Origin of the sequence: Methylopila henanensis, assembly GCF_042681025.1 — a bacterium.
Taxonomy (GTDB): Bacteria; Pseudomonadota; Alphaproteobacteria; order Rhizobiales; family Methylopilaceae; genus Methylopila; species Methylopila henanensis.
This window is the reverse complement of the sequence record NZ_JBHUER010000009.1, coordinates 15,456-35,134: the sequence shown is the minus strand read 5'-3', so window position 1 is coordinate 35,134 and position 19,679 is coordinate 15,456. Positions and strand designations below refer to the sequence as shown.

The following is a 19,679-nucleotide window of genomic DNA, read 5'->3' as shown; positions in this document are numbered from 1 at the left end:
CCCCGCCGGGGAGAGGTGAAGGCCCGCGCCCCGCGCCGAAGTCGTGGATAACCGGCTTCGCCGGGCGCGTCGCCTGTCCGAGCCGATCGCTCACGCCTTCACCCCCGCCTTTTCGGCCTTGTCCGCCTCCCACCACCACGTCTCCAGCGTGCCGCGGGTGAAGCGCGGCTTCTCCGGCGGGCGGCCGTAGGCGTCCCAGTAGGCGAGGGTGTGCGTGTCCTTGTACCAGGCCGGGACCCAGGTCCGGAGCGCGCGCAGCACACGGTCGAGCGCGCGGGCGGCGACATGGAGCTCGTCCCGGCTTTTTGCGGCGATCATGGTCTCGATCAGCGAATCCACCGCCGGGTTGGCGACTCCGGACAGGTTCTGCGAGCCGGGCAGGTTCGCGGATTCGGACGAGTAGACCTGCCGCAGACCTTCGCCCGGCGTCGGGCTCATCGACATGCGCCGGCTGACCACGTCGAAGTCGAAGCTGTTGGTGCGTTGCTGGAACTGCGCCGGGTCGACCTGCCGGATGGTCCCCTCGATCCCCAGCACCTTCAGGTTCTTGATGAAGGCGCTCAGGTGCGGCTCGAACGACGGCTCGAATTCGAGGAACTCGATCGTCAGCGCCTCGCCGGCGGCGTTGGTCGCACGGCCGCCCTGGGTGGTCCAGCCGGCCTCGCGCAGCAGCTTCGCGCCTTGGCGCAGCAGCGCGCGGTCCTGGCCCGAGCCGTCGGAGACCGGCGGCGTGAGCGGCTCGCCGAACGCCTCGTCCGGGATCTTGCCGCGGAACGGCTCCAGCAGAGCGAGCTCGGCGCCCTCGGCGACGCCCGTCGCCATCATCTCCGGCGCGCCCTGGAACACCGAGGCCGTGCGCTTGTAGGCGTCGAACATCAGGTTCTTGTTCATCCACTCGAAATCGAAGGCGAGCGTGATGGCGGCGCGGGTCCGCGGGTCCTGGAACTTCGGCCGGCGCAGGTTGAGCCACAGCCCCTGCGCGCCCGACGGCGTCAGGTCCGGCAGCGTCTCGCGCCGGACCTTGCCCTCGCGCACCGCGGGGAAGTCGTAGCCCGTGGCCCAGACGCGCGAGGTGAACTCCTCGCGGAACAGATAGGCCTTGCCCTTGAAGGCCTCGAACGCGACCGCCCGGTCGCGGAAGAACTCGTAGCGGACGCGGTCGAAGTTGAACTGCCCGGCGTTGACGGGGAGGTCCTTCGCCCACCAGTCCGCGACGCGCTCGAAGGTGATGTTGCGGCCGGGCTCGACGCGGCCGACCTTGTAGGGGCCGGAGCCGAGCGGCGCCTCCAGGGTCGCGGCGTCGAAATCGCGGGTCGCGTACCAGGCCTTGGAGAAGATCGGCAGGCCGGCGAGCGTCAGCGGCAGGTCGCGGGTGCGCTTCGGCGAGAGCCGCAGCACCACGACGCCTTCGCCCTCGACCTCGACGCCCTCGAGGTCGCGGATCTGCTGGGCGATCAGCGGGTGGCCCTTGGCCTTCAGCGTCTCGAACGACCACTTCACGTCCTCGGCGGTGAGCCGCAAGCCGTCGTGGAAGCGCGCCTCGGGCCGCAGGCGGAACCGGAAGGCGAGCCCGTCGCCCGACACCGCGACCGACTGCGCGACGAGGCCGTAGAGCGCGTCCGGCTCGTCATAGGCGCGCGTCATCAGCGTGTCGAAGACGAGCTCCATGCCCGCGGCGCCGTCGCCCTTCAGGATGTAGGCGTTGAGCGTGTTGAAGGTGGTGAAGTTCTGGTTCAGCGCGACCGTGGACGGCGTCTGGGAGTAGGAGCCGCCCTTGGGCGCGTCGGCGCGCACATAGTCGAACGCCTTGAAGTCGGGGCCGTATTTCAGCTCGCCGAACGCCGACAGGCCGTGGCGCTCGGGCCCGAAGGCCTTCGGGTCGCCCTCGGCCGCCGCGGGCGCCGCCGGAGCGCCTTCGGTCTCGGCGCGGACCGCCGCCGGGAACAGGCCGAACGCGGCCGCAGCGCCGGCGTAGGCGAGCGCGCCCCGCCGCGAGACGCCCTCGCTCACGAACGGCCCCCGGTCGCCTTCGCCTTCTCGGCGTCCCACCACCACAGGGTCGGGAACAGCGCGCCGCGCGGCGGCAGGTTGTCGGGGCGGGAGAAGCGGTTCCAGCGCGCGGTGCGGTCCTCGACCGAGGTGAACTGCGGCACGACGAAGTTGTGCGCCAGCAGCACGCGGTCGAGCGCCCGGGTCGCGGCGGTCAGTTCCTCGCGGTCCTTGGCGTAGACGATCTTCTCGATCAGCGCGTCGATCCCGGCGTCCTTGATGCCGACGACGTTCTGCGAGCCGGGCCGGTCCGCGGCCTCCGAGCCCCACATGTCGCGCTGCTCGTTGCCGGGCGAGAGCGACTGGCCCCAGCCCATGGTGATGACGTCGAAGTCGCCGGAGCGGATGCGGTTGATGTACTGGCTGTCGTCGAGCAGGCGCTGCCGCACCTCGACGCCGAGCCGCTCCAGCGCCGGCGCGTAGAAGCTGAGGATGCGCTCCGCGCTCGGGTCGCCGTAAATGAACTCGACCGTCATGCGCTCGCCGGTCTTGGCGTTGACGAGCCGGCGGTCCTTGACCTCCCAGCCGGCCTCCCGCAGCAGCCGCACCGCCTCGCGCAGATTGGCGCGCGCCTGCTCCGGCGAACCGCCGACCGGGTTCTTGTATTCGGTGGTGAAGACCTCGGCCGGGACCTTGTCCCGGACGCTTTCGAGGATCTCGAGCTCCTTCCCCTCAGGCAGCCCCTTCGACGCCAGCTCGGTGCCGTGGAAGTAGCTGTCGATCCGGACGTAGCTCCCGAACATGATCGTCTTGTTGATCTCCTCGAAGTCGAAGGCGAGGTTGAACGCCCTTCGCACCCGGGGATCCTTGAACTTGTCGCGCCGCGTGTTGAAGGCGTAGCCCTGCATCCGGCCGGATTCGGTGTCCTTGAAGGTCTCGAGGATCACGCGCTTCTCGTCCGCCGCCGGGAACTTGTAGGCGGTCGCCCAGTTCTTGGCGCTGTTCTCTTCGCGCCAGTCGTACTGGCCGCCCTTGAACGCCTCGACCAGCACGGTCGTGTCGCGGAAGTAGTCGAAGCGCAGCTCGTCGAAATTGTTCACGCCCTTGCGGACGGGGAGGTCCTTGCCCCAGTAGTCCGGCACGCGCTCGTAGGCGATCCAACGGCCGGGCGCCATGTCCTTGACCCGGTAGGGTCCGGAGCCGACCGGCTTCTCCAGCGTGCCTTCCTCGATGTTGCGCTTGCGGCCCTGCGCGTCCGTCCCCTCCCACCAGGCCTTCGACAGGATCTGGAGCTGGCCCATGATCTGCGGCAGTTCGCGGTTGCCGGGGCCGGCGAAGGTGAAGGTGACCTCGCGCTCGCCGGTCTCCTCGGCCTTGGTCACGTCCTTGTAGTAGAACGACATCATGGGGTTGATGCGCTTCAGCGTCTCGAACGACCAGATGACGTCGGCGACGGTGATCGGCGAACCGTCGTGGAACTTCGCTTCGGGCCGCAGCCGGAACGTCACCGACGACCAGTCGGCGGGGTGGCGCACGCTTTCCGCGATCAGGCCGTACTCGGTCGCCGGCTCGTCATAGGAGCTGGTCATCAGCGCGTCGTAGATCAGGCCCGAGCCTGCCGCCGGATTGCCCTTGCGGATGAAGCCGTTGAGGCTGTCGAAGGTGCCGATGGTCGCGAGCCGCGCCGCGCCGCCCTTGGGCGCGTCCGGGTTGACGTAGTCGAAGTGCTTGAAGTCCGCCGGATACTTCACGTCGCCGAACAGCGACAGGCCGTGTTTCCACTGGTCCGCGTCCGGGGCCTTGATCTCCGCGGCTGCCGGGGGCGTCGACGGCGTCTCCTGCGCGAGGGCGGGGGATGCGAAAGCGAGCGCGAAGGCGGCCATGGCGGCGGAGAGGCGTAGCGGCATGGGCGGCTGGAGACCTTTCGGACGGCGTCAAAGGGCGGTCGGCATTATGTCGCGAAACATGGCGCGTTCCAGACGAGGCGACAGCCTGACGCGAACGTGACGCCGAAGCCAAGCCCCGAGCGTGGCCCGGACACGAAAAAGGCCGGGCTTGCGGCCCGGCCTCGATCGTCGCGCCCGTCAGGCCGCGGCCGGGATCACTTGCCCGGAAGCGGCGCCGGGTTGTCCGAGTTCTTGTTGAGATAGGCGATGATGTTCGCCCGCTCCTGCGGATCCTCGACCTCGAAGATCATCATCGTGCCGGGAGCGTATTCCTCGGTGTTGGTCAGCCACTTGTCGAGCTGCTCGAAATCCCAGTTGCCCGGCTTCGCCTTCAGCTCGTCGGAGTACTCGAAGCCCTCCTGATGGCCGTGCTTGAGGCCGACGATGCCGTAGAGGTTCGGACCGGCGCCGGCGGCCTCGCCCTTCTTGAAGGTGTGGCAGACGCCGCACTGCTGGCCGACGATCTTCTCGCCCACGGCCGGGTCGGCGGAGGCGAGCCGCTCGGCGATCGGCGAGGCGCCTGGCGCCGCCGGGGCGTCGGCCTTCTTCTCCTCGGCCGGAGCCGCAGGGGCGGCGGGAGCCGCCGGCGCGGCCGGAGCCTCCGTCTTCTTCTCTTCCGCCGGAGCGGCGGGGGCGGCCGGGGCCGCCGCGGGAGCGGCAGGAGCGGCCGGCGCCGCGGCGCCGAGCTCGAGCGGCTTGTCGGAGTTCTTGTTCAGCCAGCCGATCAGGTTGGCGCGCTCGTCGACGCTCTTGATGCCGGCGAAGGCCATCGAGGTGCCGGGGATGTAGCCCTTCGGGTTCTCGAGCCACTTGTTCATGGCTTCGATGTCCCAGGTCTTGTCGGCCGTGCCCTTCATCGCCGCGGAGTAGCCGAAGCCCTCCTGATGCGCGTGCTTGAGGCCGATGATGCCGTAGAGGTTCGGACCCGCCTTGGCCGCGCCGCCCTTGTCGAAGGAGTGGCAGGCGCCGCACTTCTTGGAGGCCTGCTCGCCCTTCTTGAGATCGGCCGCGGCGACCTTGGCCGTGAAGTCGTCGGCTCCGCCGCCGGCCGCAGCCGCGGGCGCCGCGCCGCCGGCGGGCGCCGCCGGGACGTCGAGCGGCTTGTCGGAGTTCTTGTTGAGATAGGTGATGAGGTTGGCGCGCTCTTCCGGGTTCTTGATGCCGGCGAAGGCCATCGAGGTGCCGGAGATGTAGCCCTTCGGGTTCTCGAGCCACTTGTCCATGGACTCGAAGTCCCAGGTCTTGTCGGTCGTGCCCTTCATCGCGGCGGAGTAGCCGAAGCCCTCCTGGTGGGCGTGCTTCAGGCCGATGATGCCGTAGAGGTTCGGGCCGGCCTTGGCGGCGCCGCCCTTGTCGAAGGAGTGACAGGCGCCGCACTTCTTGGCGGCCTGCTCGCCCTTGGTCGCGTCGCCCTTGGCGAGCAGCGCGAGCACGCCCGCGCCTTCGCCCGCCGCCGGCGCCGGCGCGCCCCCGGGCTGCTGCTCGGCGATCTCGTAGCCCGGCTTCTTGGGCTCGTGCGACTTGAAGACCTCTGTCGAGATGGCTTTGACGCCCAGCACGACAGTCAGCGTGCCGAGCACAGCGCCGGCGATCTTGTTGAGCTCGAAGGCGTCCATGTCCTCTCCGAATTCCCCCTTGGGCGGCGCGACGATAATTGGCCGAATTCCAGAAATCCACGCCAAGGCGCGGACGTCGCTGAGCGTTTCCTTTTTATGGCGCGCGGACGCTAGCCGTTTTTGCCGAACGTTCGCAACTCGGCTATCACCCCCTGCGCCTAAATACCGCCGCCTGGAACGCGGCGGCCTCCCCGCCTTTCGACGAACCCGCGGACCGTCCCGATGCCCACCGTCCGATCCCCCCTGCGCCCGCTGGTGCTCATCCCGGCGCGCCTCGCCGCGACCCGGCTGCCGCGCAAGCCGCTGGCCGACATCCATGGCGAGCCGATGATTCTCCATGTCTGGCGGCGGGCGATGGAGGCGGGAGTGGGGCCCGTGGTGGTGGCGACGGATTCCGGCGAGGTCGCCGAGATCGTCGCGGGCGCCGGCGGACAGGCGGTCCTGACCCGCGCGGACCACCCTTCCGGCTCGGACCGGATTTACGAGGCGCTTCAGACGCTTGATCCCGAGCAGGACTTCAACGTTATCGTGAACGTTCAGGGCGACCTGCCGACGGTCGAGGCGACGGTGGTGCGCGCGGCGCTCGGACCGCTGCAGGACCCGGAGGTCGACGTCGCGACGCTGGTCGCCGAGATCACGCGCGAGGAGGAGCGGACCTCGCCGGACGTGGTGAAGATGGTGGGCGCGGAGATCGCGCCCGGCCGCTTCCGCTGCCTCTACTTCACACGCGCCACCGCGCCGCACGGGCCCGGGCCGCTGCACCATCACATCGGGCTCTACGCCTATCGTCGTGCGGCGTTGGAGCGCTTCGTCAAGCTGCCGCCGTCGCCGCTCGAACGGCGCGAGCGGCTCGAACAGCTTCGGGCGCTGGAGGCCGGCATGCGAATCGACGCGGTCAAGGTCGACACGGTTCCGCTCGGCGTCGACACGCCCGAGGATCTGGAGCGTGCGCGCCAGATGCTGATCTACGCGGCCGAGGGGGCCTGAGCGGATGTCCGAAACCCAGCCTGGCCCACGCGTGATCGCCTATCAGGGCGAGCCCGGCGCCAACTCCCACATGGCCTGCGACGCGGCCTATCCCGGATGGGAGGCGCTGGCCTGCCCGAGCTTCGAGGACGCGCTTGAGGCCGTCGTCTCGGGGCGGGCGGAGCTCGGCATGATCCCGATCGAGAACTCGGCCAACGGCCGGGTCGCCGACATCCACCACCTGCTGCCCTCGGCGAAGCTTCACATCGTCGGCGAGTTCTTCATGCCGATCCACCACCAGCTCATGGCGGTGAAGGGCGCGACGCTCGACACGATCCGCTCGGCGCAGAGCCATGTGCAGGCGCTCGGCCAGTGCCGCGCGACGCTGCGCAAGCTCGGCCTGACGCCGCTGATCGGCGCCGACACCGCCGGTTCCGCACGCGAGATACGCGACGCCGGCGACGTTTCGCGCGCCGCCATCGCCTCGGAGCTCGCGGCGAAGGAGTACGGGCTCGAGATCCTCGCCCGCGACATCGAGGACTTCCCCAACAACACGACCCGCTTCGTGGTGCTCTCGGCGAAGAAGGCCTGGGCGCCGGCGAACCGCGGGCTCACCGTCACCACCTTCGTGTTCAAGGTGCGCAACATCCCGGCCGCGCTCTACAAGGCGCTCGGCGGGTTCGCGACCAACGGCGTCAACATGACGAAGCTCGAGAGCTACCAGCTCGACGGCGCCTTCGTGGCCACACAGTTCTACGCCGACGTCGAGGGCCACCCGAAGGACCCGGGGCTGAAGCGCGCGCTCGACGAGCTGCGGTTCTTCTCGTCGGAGTTCGCGATCCTCGGCGTCTATCCCGCGCACGCCTTCCGGGTCTCCGCCCGGGCGCTCGAGGCGCAGGCCGCGATGCAGTCGCGGCCCTGAGCGTCAGCCGGCGACGAACGCGCGCAGCAGGTGATGCGCGATCGCGGCGGCGGGCGGCGCGGTCAGGCCCTCCGGGTGGTCGCCCGCCAGCATGCGCCGCGCGTCCTCGCGGCTGAACCAGCGCGCGTCCTCCAGCTCCTCGAGGTCCGGTGTCAGCGCGTCGTCGAGCGCCTCGCCGACCATGCCGACCATGAGCTGCGACGGGAACGGCCAGGGCTGCGAGAAGGCGTAGGCCACGCGCCCGACCCGCACCCCCGCCTCCTCGAAGGTCTCGCGCCGGACCGCGTCCTCCAGCGTCTCGCCGGGCTCCACGAAGCCCGCGAGGCAGGACCACATGCCGGGCCGGAACCGCGCCTGTCGCCCGAGCAGGCAGCGCCCGCCATGGGTCACCAGCATGATCGCGACCGGGTCTGTGCGGGGGAAGTGGACCGCGCCGCAGGCCGGGCAGGCGCGCCGCCAGCCGCCGCCGGCCATGACGCTCGGAGCGCCGCAATTGGCGCAGAAGCCGTTGCGGGCGTGCCAGCGCAGCATGCTCTTGGCGTAGCCGGCGAGCGCGAGCGCGGAGCCCGCGAGCCGTCCGTCGCTCGCGACCGCGCGCAGGTCCTCGGCCGCGACGCCCGGCGGGAGCGCCGCTTCGACGCCTTCGTCGAGTTCGGCTGCGAAGCAGGGAACGTCGCCGTCGAGCCCGAGAAAGACATGGCGGATCGGAGCGCCGAACGTCGCGGCGGCCGCCCGGTCGAACAGCGGATCGAGCGCGCCGCCCTGTTCCGCGAGCACCGCGCGCTCGCCGAGGAACAGAGCGAACCGCGCCCGCGGGTCGGCCTCCACGCGGTCAAGGAAGCCCGGCCGGTCCCGCCGCTCGCCGCAGCGGTCGAGCGCGAGCCCGGCGTAGCCGAGATCTGCGAGGTCGGGCGCGGGGAGGGCGTCAGTCATCGGGGTTCCGCCACAGGATCGGGTCTCGGCGCGGGCGCCCTTGCAAGGCGCCCCGTCGGCGGTCCATATAGCGCACGGGAGGTTGGCGATGGGCGTGTTCCTCGCCAACCGGGTCAGGTCCGAAAGGAAGCAGCCCCAACGAGACCGATACGGGTCGTCGTCCGACCTCCCACCTCTTCCTTTGATCAGCCGGCGGGGCGCGCGATGACGGCAGGCGTCGATCCTTCCGCCCGCCGCCGACCGCGGCGCGGCTTCGCATGACGACCCCCGCGCCCTACCGCGTCCTCGCCCGAAAGTACCGGCCGCAGCGCTTCGAGGACCTGATCGGCCAGGAGCCGATGGTGCGCACGCTGCGCAACGCCTTCGCCTCCGGCCGGATCGCGCAGGCGTGGATCCTCACGGGCGTGCGCGGCGTCGGCAAGACCACCACCGCCCGCATCCTCGCCCGCGCGCTGAACTATGAGACCGCCGACGGGCAGGGCGGCCCGACCGTCGACCTGGCGACCCCCGGCGTCCACTGCGAGGCGATCATGGAGTCGCGCCACGTGGACGTGGTGGAGATGGACGCCGCCTCCCACACCGGCGTCAACGACGTCCGCCAGATCCTGGAGACCGTGCACTACGCGCCGGTGATGGCGCGCTACAAGGTCTTCATCATCGACGAAGTGCACATGCTCTCCACGAGCGCCTTCAACGCGTTCCTCAAGACGCTGGAGGAGCCGCCGCCGCATGTGAAGTTCGTGTTCGCCACCACCGAGATTCGCAAGGTGCCGGTGACGGTGCTGTCGCGCTGCCAGTCGTTCTCGCTGCGCCGCGTCGCCGCCGACGAGCTCTCCGCGCATCTGAAGCGCGTCTGCGACGCCGAAAGCGTGACGATCGAGGACGAGGCGCTCGCCGTCGTCGCCCGCGCGGCCGAAGGCTCGGTGCGCGACGCGCTGTCGCTGCTCGATCAGGCGATCGCCCACGGCCAGGGCGACGTGCGGGCGGAGGCCGTGCGCGGCATGCTCGGCCTCGCCGACCGCGCCGGCGTGCTCGACCTGTTCGAGGCGGTCATGCGCGGCGACGTCGGGGCCGCGCTCGACGGCTTCCGCAACGCCTATGATTCCGGGGCCGACCCGGTCGCGGTGCTGACCGACCTCGCCGAGACCGTCCACCTCGTCACGCGCATCAAGCTCGCGCCCAAAGCGGCCGACGACCCGACGCTCAGCGAATCCGAGCGGCTGCGCGGAAAGGCCTTCGCCGAGGGCGTCTCCATGCGCGCGCTGACCCGCGCCTGGCAGATGCTGCTGAAGGGCGTCGCCGAGGTGCAGGTCGCGCCGAAGCCGGCGCAGGCCGCCGACATGGTGCTGGTGCGCCTCGCCCACGCCGCCGACCTGCCGACGCCGGACGAGGCGCTGAGGGCGCTCGAAGGCGCCGAGCCGTCGCCCCCGCGCGGCGGGCCGCCGCCGTCCGGGCCTTCGGGCGGACCGCGCGGACCGGAGGCGATGGCCCCCGCGCGGCTCGGCCCCGCGACGGCCATGGCGCGCGCGCCCGAGGCCGCGCAGGCCCCGCCGCGCATGGAGGCGGTCCCCGTCGCGGTCGCCCGGACCGAACAGGCGCCGCTGGTGCGGCTGTCGCGGTTCGAGGATCTGGTCGCGATCGCCGCGAAGAACCGCGACATCCTCATGCAGGGCTGGCTGGAGCGGCAGGTGCGCGTCGTCCGCTTCGACGAGGGCGTCCTGGAGTTCCAGCCGACGGAGGACGCCGCGCCCGATCTCGCCGGCGCCATCGGCAAGCGGCTCCTGGACTGGACCGGCCAGCGCTGGATGGTCGCGGTCGCGGCCGGCGAGGGCGCGCCGACCATCCACGAGACCCGCGAGGCCGCGGCCGCCGCCCGGCTCGAGGGCGTTCAGGCCCACCCCCATGTGCGCGCGATTCTCGACCGGATGCCGGGCGCGGTGATCGTCGACGTGCGCGAGCGGCAGGCCGCGCCGGAGGAGGCCGCGCTTGACGCCGCGGCGATCGACGCCCTACCTGCGGCCGAAGACGAAACCGACGATTTCTGAACCTTCGAGGAGGCCGCGTTGCGCGACATCATGGGCATGATGGCGAAGGCCAAGGAGCTCCAGCAGAAGATGCAGGAGGCGCAAGGGGAGCTCGACCAGGTGACGGTCGAGGGCGCCGCCGGCGGCGGGCTGGTCAACGTGACGCTGTCCGCCAAGGGCGACCTGCGCGGCCTGAAGATCGACCCCACGCTGCTGAAGCCCGAGGACGTCGAGATCCTCGAGGACCTGATCGTCGCGGCCCACGCCGACGCCCGCGCGAAGGCCGAGGCCGCGGTGCAGGAGAAGATGCAGGGCCTGACCGCCGGCCTGCCGATCCCGCCGGGCCTGAAACTGTTCTGAGGCTGGGGACGAGCATGGCAAATCCCACCTTCAAGCTCTTGAGTGAAGGATGGAACGCCGAGCCGAATGCGCCTGAGCCCAAGGTCGAAGTCGAGGGGAGCTGGGTTCGTCTGGAGTTCTACCTGAATCATCACGCTTATGCCGCGAGCGAGGAAGAGGTCGGACGCCTTAGTTTTCAGAACAGCTCCGCCTGGCGACTTGGCAGCACCAACGACGAAGGTTGGTATCTGGGTCAGTGTCGGTACAGCGGGATTGCTCCGAACTGGGGCGAGTTTTACGAACTGATTGGACCCGACGATCGTCGGAGCGCGCCGACCGACTGGAATATCCGGGCGCCCATTGGCGAAGGGGATCGCCATTTCCTTTTCTATTTTCGTGACGAGACATTCGAATGCTTTGCAGAAAACTGGACATTCGAGCGCGGCCTCGAAAGGGTGATCGCGGCGTGACTTCCTGACCGCCCGTCGCACGTTTAACGCCAATGTCCCGCAATCCCGCCGGCCCCGAGATCGAGCGCCTGATCCAGCTTCTCGCGAAGCTGCCGGGGCTCGGGCCGCGTTCGGCGCGGCGGGCGGCGCTGCACCTGCTCACGCGCAAGGATCGGCTGCTGGAGCCGCTTTCGGAGGCGATGCGGATCGCCTGCGAGCGGGTGGCGGAATGCTCGGTCTGCGGCAATGTCGACACGCAGGACCCCTGCGCCGTCTGCCGCGACCCGCGCCGTGACCCCTCGCTGATCGTGGTGGTGGAGGACGTCTCCGACCTCTGGGCGCTGGAGCGGGCAGGCGCCATCGCCGCGCGCTACCACGTGCTCGGGGGCACGCTGTCCGCGCTCGACGGCCGCGGGCCGGAGGACCTCAACCTCGCGACGCTCGCCGACCGCGCGCGCGACCCGGAGGTCAAGGAGGTCATCCTCGCGGTGAACGCCACCGTCGAGGGCCAGACCACCGCGCATTACGTCACCGACCTGCTCGCCGACTGCGACGTGAAGGTCACGCGCCTCGCCCACGGCGTGCCCGTCGGCGGCGAGCTCGACTATCTCGACGACGGCACGCTGGCGGCGGCGATCCGAAGCCGCACGACCTTCTGAGCGAAGGCGCGCGCCGCGTCGGACGAGATCAGCGTCATGCCCGGCGAAGCCGGGTATCCACGACTTTGGTCAGCGCTCTACGCCCAAGTCGTGGATACCCGCACGACAAGCGCGGGCATGACGGCGCCCTTCCCGGTCCACGTCCGCGGGGCGGAGAGCCGGGATCGTCCTCCACAGCGCCCTCGTCATGGTCCGGCTTGACCGGACCATCCATGTCGGACGTCGAGCGCCGCCGGACATCCGGACGACGATCCCGGATCGGCCTCCGGCCGTCGGGGATGACGGGCGATCGTCACTCCGCCGCGTCGCGCTTGAGCGGGTTCGGCAGCGCCTGCGGCTCGGCGGCGAGGCCGAGCTCCATCTGTTCGAGCCGCGCGCCGCGGCGGGCGATCTTCTCCGCCGAGATCGAAATCTGGTCGAGATCGCCGACCGCCTGTCCGAAATGGACCTTCAGCTTGTCGACGCGCTCGCCGACGCGGCGGACGTCGTCGATGAGGCGGCCGACCTCGGCCTGCAGCAGATGCGCCTGCTCGCGCATGGCGGCGTCGCGCGTCAGGCCCTGCACCACCTGCACCGCGAGCATCAGCAGCGAGGGCGACACGATCAGCACCCGCGCCCGGTGGGCGCGCGCGACCACGTCGTCGAACCGTTCCGCGAGCTCGGCGTGGATCTGCTCGGAGGGCACGAACAGCAGCGCCACGTCCTGGGTCTCGCCGGCGACCAGATACTTTTCGGCGACGTCCGAGACGTGGCGGCCGACGTCGGCGCGCACCCGCGCTTCCGCCGCCTTGGTCTGCTCCGGCGTTTCGGCGAGGCGCAGCCGTTCGAAGCCCTCCAGCGGGAATTTGGCGTCGACGGCGAGGCCGCGGCCGTCGCCGGGCAGCCGGATCAGCGCGTCCGGCCGCACGCCGGTCGAAAGCCGCGCCTGGAAGGCGTAAGCCGCGGGGGGCAGGGCGTCGCGAAGGATCGCCTCCATGCGGCCCTGCCCGAAGGCGCCGCGCGCGGGCTTGTTGGCGAGGATGCTCTTTAGGTCCGTCACTTGGCTCGCGAGCGCGCCGATCTGCGCGCCGGCGGCGTCGATCACCGCGAGCCGGGCCTCTAGCTTCGAAAGCTGCTCGGCGGTCGCCTGACCGCTCGCGGCGAGCCCGTCGCCGACCCGCGCGCCGACCGCGTCGAGCCGCTCCGCCACGCCGCGGGCGAGGTCGGCCTGCCGGGCGCCGAGCGCGGAGGCGAAGGCCTGCAGCCGTCCGGCCGCCTCGGCCTGCATGCGTTCGAGCGCCGCCAGCCGGATCGCGGCCTCGCGCGCCTCGCGGCGGCGCGAGCCGGAGGCGCGCGCGACCGCGACCAGCGTCAGCAGCAGCGCGCCGAGCAGGGCCGCGCCGAGGCCGGCGAGCGTTTCGCCGAGCGAGACGGCGTGGCCGCCGACGAAGAACAGGGGATCGGTCATGGGCTTTACGCGACAGGAGACGAGGCGGCGGGAGCAGTCTACGGAACAAATAATGAACACATTGACCTTTGCGCCACAAGGGCTTATCCGCGGACGTCCGTCGCCCCACGCATCAGCAGCGCATTCAGCCATGGCCGCCGCCCCGCTCGTCTATCTCCCGGATTCGAAGCTCCGCCTCGTCAGCGCGCCGGTCGAGCGCGTCGACGACGAGGTGCGCGCGCTCGTCGCCACCATGTTCGAGACGATGTACGAGAGCGCGGGCATCGGCCTCGCCGCGATCCAGATCGGCGTCGCCCGCCGGGTCGTGACGATCGACCTCGCGGGCAAGGACGAGGAGCCGCAGCCGCTGACCCTCATCAACCCCGAGATCGTGAAGGCCTCGGACGAGACGCAGCTCTACGACGAGGGCTGCCTGTCGATCCCGGACTATTACGAGGAGGTCGAGCGGCCGGCGCGCGTGACCGTGCGCTATCTCGACGGCGAGGGCGCGGAGCAGGAGCTGGAGGCCGACGGCCTGCTCGCGGTCTGCATCCAGCACGAGATCGACCACCTCAACGGCGTGCTGTTCATCGACCACATCTCGCGGCTGAAGCGCGACCGCGTGGTCAAGAAGTTCGAGAAGGCCCGCGCGCTCGGCGAGCTGCCGAGCTTCCCCAAGCGCGAGCGCCGCGCGCCGGAGCCGGTCGAGGCCTGAGCGGCCCCGGCCGCCGTCTCCCATGCCTTTGCGCCTCGTCTTCATGGGCACGCCGGACTTCGCGGCGCCGGTGCTGTCGGAGCTGGTGGGGCAGGGCCACGACGTCGCGGCCGTCTACACCCGCGCGCCGAAGCCCGCCGGCCGCGGCATGGAGCTGCGCAAGAGCCCGACGCACGCGCTCGCCGACCGTTTCGCGATCCCCGTCCTGACGCCGAAATCATTCCGCGATCCGGAGACGATCGCGGCCTTCGCGGCGCACGAAGCCGACGCCGCGATCGTGGTGGCCTACGGGCTGATCCTGCCGAAGGCGGCGCTCGACGCGCCCGAGCTCGGCTGCCTCAACCTGCACGCCTCGCTGCTGCCGCGCTGGCGCGGCGCGGCCCCGATCCAGCGGGCGATCATGGCCGGCGACGCCGAGACCGGCGTGATGGTGATGCGCATGGAGGAGGGGCTCGACACCGGGCCGGTCGCCATGGCCGAACGCGTCGCGATCGGGCCGGACGAGACCGCGGGCGAGCTGCACGACCGGCTGTCGACGCTTGGCGCCGATCTCATGGGGCGCGCCGCGGCCGCGCTCGCGCGCGGCGGGCTGACCTTCCGGCCGCAAGGCGAGGACGGCGTCGTCTACGCCGCCAAGATCGAGAAGGCCGAATCGCGGATCGACTGGGGGCGACCTGCGCGAAGCCTGCACGACCACATCCGCGGGCTGTCGCCGTTCCCCGGCGCCTGGTTCGAGTTCGAAGGTCCGCGCGGACCGGAGCGGGTGAAGGTCCTGCGCTCGGCGATCGCCGACGGCGCCGGCGCGGCCGGCGAGCTGCTCGACGACCGCCTGACCGTCGCCTGCGGCGAGGGCGCGCTCAGGCTCGTCACCCTGCAGCGCGCCGGCAAGGGGCCGGTCGACGCCGCCGCGTTCCTGAACGGCGCCCGGCTCGCGCGCGGGGACCGGCTGTCGTGACGACGGCCGGCTGACGCCCATGCCGCGCTACCGCCTGCTGATCGAATATGACGGCGCGCCCTTCTCGGGGTGGCAGCGCCAGATCAACGGCCTGTCCGTGCAGGGCGCGCTGGAGGCCGCGTTCCTCGCGTTCTGCGGAGAGGCCGTTCTGGTGAAGGGCGCCGGACGCACCGACGCCGGCGTGCATGCGAGCGGTCAGGTCGCCCATGTGGACCTTTCGCGTGCATGGCGGCCGGACACGGTGCGCGACGCTGTCAACGCCCATCTCAGGCCGCAGCCGGTCGCCGTGCTCGACGCGGCCCCGGCGCCGGACGATTTCGACGCCCGGTTCTCGGCGACGCGGCGGCATTACGTCTACCGGCTGGTCGACCGCAGGCCGCCGCTGGCGCTCGATCTCGGACGCGCCTGGCGCATTCCGCGCCCGCTCGACGTGGAGGCCATGGACGCCGCGGCCAAGCGGCTGCTCGGCCGGCACGACTTCACCACCTTCCGTTCGGCGGAGTGCCAAGCGAACAGCCCGATGCGCACGCTCGACCGGCTGGACGTGACGCGCGAGCACGGCGGCGTTGTGGTGCGCACCAACGCGCGCTCGTTCCTGCACAACCAGGTGCGCTCGATGGTAGGCTCGCTCGCCCAGGTCGGGATCGGGCGCTGGAGCGCCGACGACCTCGCGGCGGCGCTCGCGCGCGCCGACCGCGCCGCCTGCGGCCCGGTCGCGCCGCCCGACGGCCTCACGCTGGCGCAGGTCGACTATCCCGGCTGAGGCGCTCCGGCCTCAGCGGCACTCGCGGTCGATGCGCTCGATCGCGGCGGTGACGCCGGCGACCGAATAGGTGTCGGTGGTGACGTTGCCGCGCAACGAGGTCGACTTCATCGTCATGTTGCGGCGGGCGCCCTTCAGCGCGGCGACGAACTTCGCCTCTTCCTCGGCCGACTGCATGAAGGCGCCGTCGGCGCGCGGGTAGAGCGTGAATTCGGTCCCGCCGATGTCGATCTCGACCTTGCTGTCGGGCTTGGCGGTGAAGCCGATCACGACGCTAACCTCGTTGCGGACGTTCTCCCGCGGCCGGTTCGAGATGAAGAAATAGGCCGGATCGCGGTTCAGCCCGTTCGGCCGGCGCGAGGTCGGCTGCGCCAGCGCGTAGCAGATTTTGCCGCCCTTCCCCGGAGCCGAGTAGGCGTTCCAGGCGTTGTACTTCCCGAGCTCGACGGGCTGGGCCGACTGCGCGGCCTGCGCAAGGGCGGACTCGGCGCCGATCGACGAAAGCATGAGGCCGACGGCGAAGACCGTTGCGGTGCGGAGGCTGAAGCTCATGGTAGGCGTCGCTTTCACATTACGGGCCGCCGGTGAGGGCGGCGCAATCTCCGTGGCCGGGCCGATGCGCGTTCCGCGCGCTTGAGGTCGCCCGCCGCATGAACGTACGGCAAAAGTTTAGAAAATTTGACCATTTCGCCGACCCGCGCGGCTTTGGATCTTCAGGGATTGGTGAGCGGTGGAAAACGGCGCTATCGTTCGCGGCCGCCGGCCGCTCGCCCGGCCCATCGTTCAGGTGCCCTGACAGGTGAACACGCCCCCCGGCCTCGCTGCGAGAATGGCGGACCTGGTCGAGCGCGTGGCGCGATCGCAGGATCGCGAGGCGTTCGCGGAGCTGTTCGACCATTACGCGCCGCGGCTGTCGGCCTATCTGCAGCGGCTCGGCGCGGATTCCGCCGTGGCCGAGGAGGTGGCTCAGGACGCGATGGTCGCGCTGTGGCGCAAGGCCGGGCTGTTCGACCGGCAGAAGTCCTCGGTTGGCACGTGGCTCTATCGGATCGCGCGCAACCGCAGGATCGACCTGATGCGTCGCGCCCGCGGCCAGACCGTGGACCTCGAGGACGCCGTCTCCCCGATCGACGACGCGCCGCAGCCGGACGCCGCGCTCGACGCCAGCGAGCGCGAGGGTTTCGTGCGCCGGGCCATGGCGACCCTGCCGCCGGAGCAGTTCAACCTCGTGCGGCTGGCGTTCTTCGAGGGGCGCTCGCACAGCGAGATCGCGGAATCCGAAGGCCTGCCGCTCGGGACCGTGAAATCGCGCATCCGGCTCGCGTTCAGCCGCCTGAGGCGGCGGCTCGAGACCGACGGCCTCGTCGACGCGAGCTGACCGCGCCGGACGCTCCGGCCCATCCCGCTCCCAAACCCCTCAGGACCGATCCTCCATGCTGGCCGTGCTGTGCGTCGAACTCGCCGGACCCGAGTCGCTCGTCGTTGCGGAGCTGCCCGATCCCGTCGCGGGGCCCGGCGAGGTCGTGGTCGACGTCGCCTACGCCGCGCTCAACTTCTTCGACACGCTGATCACGCGCGGGCGCTACCAGACCAAGCCCGCGCTGCCGTTCTCGCCCGGCGGCGAGATGTCGGGCGTGGTGGCGGAGGTCGGGCCCGGCGTGGAGGGGCTTGCGGTCGGTGACCGGGTCGCCGGCTATCTGGGCTACGGGGCGTGCCGCGAGAAGGTCGTGGTCGCGGCGGAGGCGCTGACGCTGGTGCCCGACGAGCTTGGCCTCGACAAGGCGGCGGGGCTCATCATCACCTACGGCACCACGCTGCACGCGCTCGCCGACCGCGGCGCGCTGAAGCGGGGCGAAACGCTCGCCGTGCTCGGCGCGAGCGGCGGCGTCGGGCTCGCGGCGGTCGAGATCGGCAAGCTGCTCGGCGCGCGGGTGATCGCCTGCGCCTCTTCCGCCGACAAGCTCGCCTTCGCGCGCTCGCGGGGGGCGGACGAGTTGATCGACTATTCGACCGAGGACCTGAAGCTCCGGCTGAAGGAGCTGACCGGCGGGCGCGGCGTGGACGTGGTCTACGATCCCGTCGGCGGCGACGCGACCGAGGCTTCGGTCAGGGCGCTCGCGTGGCGCGGACGCCATCTGGTGATCGGCTTCGCGGCGGGCGACATCCCCAAGCTGCCGCTCAACCTGCCGATGCTGAAGGGCGCGGACGTGCGCGGCGTGTTCTGGAGCGCGCACGCCGAGCGCGAGCCCGCGGCGCACAGGGCCGAGCTCGCCCGCCTGTTCGGCTGGGCGGCGGACGGCGACATCTCCGCCCATGTGGACGCCGTGCTGCCGATGGCGGAGACGGCCGAGGCGATCGGCCGGATCGCCCGCCGGGAGGCCAAGGGCAAGATCCTCGTCCAGCCCTGAGCTCCGGCCGCAGGCGGGGACGCTCAGGCGGGGTCCGCGAGCCCTTCCTCGGCGAGCGTCCGGCGCGCGGCCTCGCGGTGGCGGTCAGTCATATGCAGGCGCACGGTCGCGAGCGCCGCGGCGAGCACGTTGGCGTCGTCGAGGAAGCCGATCACGGGCAGGAAGTCCGGCGTGAGGTCGATCGGCAGCACGAAATAGACGAGCGCGCCGATCAGGGTCGCGCGCACATGATGCGGCGTCTCCTGGTCCATCGCGCAGTAGTAGGCGGCGACCGCGTCTTCCGCGAAGGGCACATGCCGCGCCACCCGCTTCAGCTTCGGCCAGAAGTCGCGCGCCAGCCGCGCCGCATCCTCGCCCTTGAAGGCCATCGCGTCCCTCCTGCCGACCCCGCCGTTCACGTGGCGACGGCGGGGCGCGGGATCAAGCCTCGGCGGCTTCCGCGCCGGCCTCGATCGCTTCCATGTCCTCGTCGGACAGGCCGAAATGATGGCCGATCTCATGGATCAGCACGTGTGTGACGATCGCTCCGAGCGTCTCGTCGTGCTCCGCCCAGTAATCGAGGATCGGGCGCCGGTAGAGATGCACGACGTTCGGCATCTGGCCGGTGCGGGACATCTCCTCGCCCTGCGCGAGGCCGACGCCCGTGAACAGGCCGAGCAGATCGAACTCGGTCTCGGCGTCGAGCTCGCGCAGCACGTCCTCGGTCGGGAAGTCGTCGATCCGCAGCACGACGCCTTTGCTGAGCGCGCGGAACGCCTCGGGAAGGCGCGCGTAGGCCTGTTCGGCCAGCCGCTCGAACTCGGCGAGGTCCGGCGCGGCCAGGGCCGCCCAGTCGACGCTCACGAGGCGCCTCCCTGAGCGGCGAGGTTCGCGAGAACCCAGGCGATCAGCCCGATCGAGGCGAGGATCGCGAGCCCGCGCCCGAAACGGCGCGCCCAGAGCTCGGTCCGGTCTTCGGGCTCGGACGATCCGATGGTCTCGCGCGCCGAGCCGCCAAGAAGATCGTCCGCGGCCGACAGTCGAGCCATCGCCCGTCGCTGCTCGTCTTTCGTCATTTCTTGCGCTCCGCGCGGAACGGACTCCGCTCACAGTTGTTTTAACGGCACAGGACCCGCAGCGTCCCAGCGGAAGTCCCGACGAACAGAAAACAGAAACGAGATGCGCCGTTCGAGCGCAACGACGGACTGCGCCCTAGACGGAGAAAACGACGTGAAGAACCTCATCCTGTCGACTGCCCTCGCCGCCGGTCTTGGCGCTCTCGCGTTCGCTCCGGCCTCCGCCGCGCCTATCGGCGCGCGCGGGACGGTCGCCGTGTCGCCGGCGGTCACGGACGTCGCCTGCCGCACGGTCGAGAAGCGTGTGACGCGCAACGGCGTTACCCGGATCACGCGCCAGCAGGAGTGCACCCGGGACCGCGACCGCTACGAGCGGCGGGTCTATCGCGACGACCGCCGTCGTTATGACGACCGCCGCTACGTCGATCGCCGCCGCTACGACGACCGGCCGGGCCTCAACATCCGCATCGGCAACTGATCCTTAACCAACAGCCTGCCACCTCAGGGCGTCCGG

At 70.9% G+C, this 19,679-nt stretch carries 20 protein-coding genes, 1 other RNA gene and 1 pseudogene; 13 read left to right on the top strand and 9 right to left on the bottom strand.

The window, feature by feature from the left end:
* Positions 1 to 90: 90 nt before the first annotated feature.
* The 3 genes from ACFSCV_RS12760 to ACFSCV_RS12750 form a co-directional block, all read right to left on the bottom strand.
* On the bottom strand, positions 91 to 2,010 hold the full coding sequence (locus ACFSCV_RS12760; RefSeq protein ID WP_378799970.1) for an extracellular solute-binding protein: 1,920 nt from the start codon (positions 2,008 to 2,010) through the stop codon (positions 91 to 93).
* Positions 2,007 to 3,896, bottom strand: coding sequence for an extracellular solute-binding protein (locus ACFSCV_RS12755; RefSeq protein ID WP_378799969.1), 1,890 nt, complete (start codon positions 3,894 to 3,896; stop codon positions 2,007 to 2,009). Before ACFSCV_RS12755 ends, ACFSCV_RS12760 begins: the two co-directional genes overlap by 4 nt.
* Before the next feature lie 194 nt (positions 3,897 to 4,090).
* Positions 4,091 to 5,551, bottom strand: a complete 1,461-nt coding sequence (locus ACFSCV_RS12750) for a c-type cytochrome (RefSeq protein ID WP_378799968.1) — start codon at positions 5,549 to 5,551, stop codon at positions 4,091 to 4,093.
* A gap of 222 nt (positions 5,552 to 5,773) precedes the next feature.
* Here ACFSCV_RS12750 and ACFSCV_RS12745 point away from each other — a divergent pair, with 222 nt between their 5' ends.
* Positions 5,774 to 6,538 carry a 3-deoxy-manno-octulosonate cytidylyltransferase gene (locus ACFSCV_RS12745; RefSeq protein WP_378799967.1) on the top strand — a complete coding sequence of 255 codons (765 nt, stop codon included), beginning with the start codon at positions 5,774 to 5,776 and terminating at the stop codon, positions 6,536 to 6,538.
* A gap of 4 nt (positions 6,539 to 6,542) precedes the next feature.
* Complete coding sequence (locus tag ACFSCV_RS12740; protein WP_378799966.1) at positions 6,543 to 7,439, top strand: prephenate dehydratase; 897 nt, start codon at positions 6,543 to 6,545, stop codon at positions 7,437 to 7,439.
* Between the two features lie 3 nt (positions 7,440 to 7,442).
* On the opposite strand, the gene nudC is transcribed toward ACFSCV_RS12740, so the two are convergent.
* On the bottom strand, positions 7,443 to 8,372 hold the full coding sequence (gene nudC / locus ACFSCV_RS12735; protein WP_378799965.1) for an NAD(+) diphosphatase: 930 nt from the start codon (positions 8,370 to 8,372) through the stop codon (positions 7,443 to 7,445).
* A 76-nt stretch (positions 8,373 to 8,448) separates the two neighbouring features.
* On the opposite strand from nudC, the gene ffs reads away from it, so the two are divergent.
* The 5 genes and pseudogenes from ffs (at position 8,449) to recR (ending at position 11,843) form a co-directional block, all read left to right on the top strand.
* An RNA gene (ffs, locus tag ACFSCV_RS12730) (signal recognition particle sRNA small type) lies at positions 8,449 to 8,546 on the top strand.
* Between the two features lie 62 nt (positions 8,547 to 8,608).
* Positions 8,609 to 10,417: pseudogene (locus ACFSCV_RS12725) on the top strand (DNA polymerase III subunit gamma/tau); the annotation flags it as partial.
* 18 nt (positions 10,418 to 10,435) lie between these two features.
* On the top strand, positions 10,436 to 10,756 hold the full coding sequence (locus ACFSCV_RS12720) for a YbaB/EbfC family nucleoid-associated protein (RefSeq protein WP_378799964.1): 321 nt from the start codon (positions 10,436 to 10,438) through the stop codon (positions 10,754 to 10,756).
* Between the two features lie 14 nt (positions 10,757 to 10,770).
* Positions 10,771 to 11,205: a hypothetical protein gene (locus ACFSCV_RS12715; RefSeq protein ID WP_378799963.1), complete on the top strand. Its 435-nt coding sequence runs from the start codon at positions 10,771 to 10,773 to the stop codon at positions 11,203 to 11,205.
* A 32-nt stretch (positions 11,206 to 11,237) separates the two neighbouring features.
* Positions 11,238 to 11,843 (top strand): recombination mediator RecR, encoded by a 606-nt coding sequence (gene recR / locus ACFSCV_RS12710; RefSeq protein WP_271199951.1) that lies wholly within the window; start codon positions 11,238 to 11,240, stop codon positions 11,841 to 11,843.
* A gap of 292 nt (positions 11,844 to 12,135) precedes the next feature.
* Here the strand turns inward: recR and ACFSCV_RS12705 are convergent, their stop codons facing one another.
* Positions 12,136 to 13,290: a DNA recombination protein RmuC gene (locus ACFSCV_RS12705; protein ID WP_378799962.1), complete on the bottom strand. Its 1,155-nt coding sequence runs from the start codon at positions 13,288 to 13,290 to the stop codon at positions 12,136 to 12,138.
* Between the two features lie 130 nt (positions 13,291 to 13,420).
* On the opposite strand from ACFSCV_RS12705, the gene def reads away from it, so the two are divergent.
* Genes def through truA form a run of 3 tightly spaced genes read left to right on the top strand, consistent with a single transcriptional unit; the run spans position 13,421 to position 15,702 of the window.
* Entirely contained in the window at positions 13,421 to 13,984 is a 564-nt protein-coding gene (gene def / locus ACFSCV_RS12700; RefSeq protein ID WP_378799961.1) for a peptide deformylase, read from the top strand.
* A gap of 22 nt (positions 13,985 to 14,006) precedes the next feature.
* Complete coding sequence (fmt, locus tag ACFSCV_RS12695) at positions 14,007 to 14,939, top strand: methionyl-tRNA formyltransferase (RefSeq protein ID WP_378799960.1); 933 nt, start codon at positions 14,007 to 14,009, stop codon at positions 14,937 to 14,939.
* Positions 14,940 to 14,958: 19 nt separating this feature from the next.
* Complete coding sequence (gene truA, locus ACFSCV_RS12690) at positions 14,959 to 15,702, top strand: tRNA pseudouridine(38-40) synthase TruA (RefSeq protein WP_378799959.1); 744 nt, start codon at positions 14,959 to 14,961, stop codon at positions 15,700 to 15,702.
* Positions 15,703 to 15,714: 12 nt separating this feature from the next.
* Here the strand turns inward: truA and ACFSCV_RS12685 are convergent, their stop codons facing one another.
* Positions 15,715 to 16,254 carry a hypothetical protein gene (locus ACFSCV_RS12685; RefSeq protein WP_378799958.1) on the bottom strand — a complete coding sequence of 180 codons (540 nt, stop codon included), beginning with the start codon at positions 16,252 to 16,254 and terminating at the stop codon, positions 15,715 to 15,717.
* 277 nt (positions 16,255 to 16,531) lie between these two features.
* Between ACFSCV_RS12685 and ACFSCV_RS12680 the strand changes: the two genes are divergently transcribed.
* Complete coding sequence (locus tag ACFSCV_RS12680; RefSeq protein WP_378800035.1) at positions 16,532 to 17,080, top strand: sigma-70 family RNA polymerase sigma factor; 549 nt, start codon at positions 16,532 to 16,534, stop codon at positions 17,078 to 17,080.
* A 55-nt stretch (positions 17,081 to 17,135) separates the two neighbouring features.
* Positions 17,136 to 18,110, top strand: coding sequence for an NADPH:quinone oxidoreductase family protein (locus ACFSCV_RS12675; protein WP_378799957.1), 975 nt, complete (start codon positions 17,136 to 17,138; stop codon positions 18,108 to 18,110).
* A gap of 23 nt (positions 18,111 to 18,133) precedes the next feature.
* On the opposite strand, the gene ACFSCV_RS12670 is transcribed toward ACFSCV_RS12675, so the two are convergent.
* From ACFSCV_RS12670 to ACFSCV_RS12660, 3 genes are read right to left on the bottom strand one after another with little or no spacing between them, the layout of a single operon-like run.
* Entirely contained in the window at positions 18,134 to 18,478 is a 345-nt protein-coding gene (locus tag ACFSCV_RS12670) for a YkvA family protein (protein WP_378799956.1), read from the bottom strand.
* A 52-nt stretch (positions 18,479 to 18,530) separates the two neighbouring features.
* Positions 18,531 to 18,953, bottom strand: coding sequence for a metallopeptidase family protein (locus ACFSCV_RS12665; RefSeq protein WP_378799955.1), 423 nt, complete (start codon positions 18,951 to 18,953; stop codon positions 18,531 to 18,533).
* Positions 18,950 to 19,138, bottom strand: a complete 189-nt coding sequence (locus ACFSCV_RS12660; RefSeq protein ID WP_378799954.1) for a hypothetical protein — start codon at positions 19,136 to 19,138, stop codon at positions 18,950 to 18,952. The genes ACFSCV_RS12665 and ACFSCV_RS12660 overlap by 4 nt, the downstream gene beginning before the upstream one ends.
* 181 nt (positions 19,139 to 19,319) lie before the next feature.
* Here ACFSCV_RS12660 and ACFSCV_RS12655 point away from each other — a divergent pair, with 181 nt between their 5' ends.
* Complete coding sequence (locus ACFSCV_RS12655; protein WP_378799953.1) at positions 19,320 to 19,643, top strand: hypothetical protein; 324 nt, start codon at positions 19,320 to 19,322, stop codon at positions 19,641 to 19,643.
* Positions 19,644 to 19,679: the final 36 nt, after the last annotated feature.

What these genes read in the sequence shown, in the direction of transcription:
- ACFSCV_RS12745 (WP_378799967.1), top strand. Translation starts at nt 5,774, where the DNA reads ATGCCCACCGTCCGATCCCCCCTGCGCCCGCTGGTGCTCATCCCGGCG.
- truA (WP_378799959.1), top strand. Translation starts at nt 14,959, where the DNA reads ATGCCGCGCTACCGCCTGCTGATCGAATATGACGGCGCGCCCTTCTCG.
- recR (WP_271199951.1), top strand. Translation starts at nt 11,238, where the DNA reads ATGTCCCGCAATCCCGCCGGCCCCGAGATCGAGCGCCTGATCCAGCTT.
- ACFSCV_RS12705 (WP_378799962.1), bottom strand. Translation starts at nt 13,290, where the DNA reads ATGACCGATCCCCTGTTCTTCGTCGGCGGCCACGCCGTCTCGCTCGGC.
- fmt (WP_378799960.1), top strand. Translation starts at nt 14,007, where the DNA reads ATGCCTTTGCGCCTCGTCTTCATGGGCACGCCGGACTTCGCGGCGCCG.
- ACFSCV_RS12715 (WP_378799963.1), top strand. Translation starts at nt 10,771, where the DNA reads ATGGCAAATCCCACCTTCAAGCTCTTGAGTGAAGGATGGAACGCCGAG.
- def (WP_378799961.1), top strand. Translation starts at nt 13,421, where the DNA reads ATGGCCGCCGCCCCGCTCGTCTATCTCCCGGATTCGAAGCTCCGCCTC.
- ACFSCV_RS12660 (WP_378799954.1), bottom strand. Translation starts at nt 19,138, where the DNA reads ATGGCTCGACTGTCGGCCGCGGACGATCTTCTTGGCGGCTCGGCGCGC.
- ACFSCV_RS12670 (WP_378799956.1), bottom strand. Translation starts at nt 18,478, where the DNA reads ATGGCCTTCAAGGGCGAGGATGCGGCGCGGCTGGCGCGCGACTTCTGG.
- ACFSCV_RS12680 (WP_378800035.1), top strand. Translation starts at nt 16,532, where the DNA reads ATGGCGGACCTGGTCGAGCGCGTGGCGCGATCGCAGGATCGCGAGGCG.
- ACFSCV_RS12755 (WP_378799969.1), bottom strand. Translation starts at nt 3,896, where the DNA reads ATGCCGCTACGCCTCTCCGCCGCCATGGCCGCCTTCGCGCTCGCTTTC.
- ACFSCV_RS12675 (WP_378799957.1), top strand. Translation starts at nt 17,136, where the DNA reads ATGCTGGCCGTGCTGTGCGTCGAACTCGCCGGACCCGAGTCGCTCGTC.
- nudC (WP_378799965.1), bottom strand. Translation starts at nt 8,372, where the DNA reads ATGACTGACGCCCTCCCCGCGCCCGACCTCGCAGATCTCGGCTACGCC.
- ACFSCV_RS12740 (WP_378799966.1), top strand. Translation starts at nt 6,543, where the DNA reads ATGTCCGAAACCCAGCCTGGCCCACGCGTGATCGCCTATCAGGGCGAG.
- ACFSCV_RS12685 (WP_378799958.1), bottom strand. Translation starts at nt 16,254, where the DNA reads ATGAGCTTCAGCCTCCGCACCGCAACGGTCTTCGCCGTCGGCCTCATG.
- ACFSCV_RS12750 (WP_378799968.1), bottom strand. Translation starts at nt 5,551, where the DNA reads ATGGACGCCTTCGAGCTCAACAAGATCGCCGGCGCTGTGCTCGGCACG.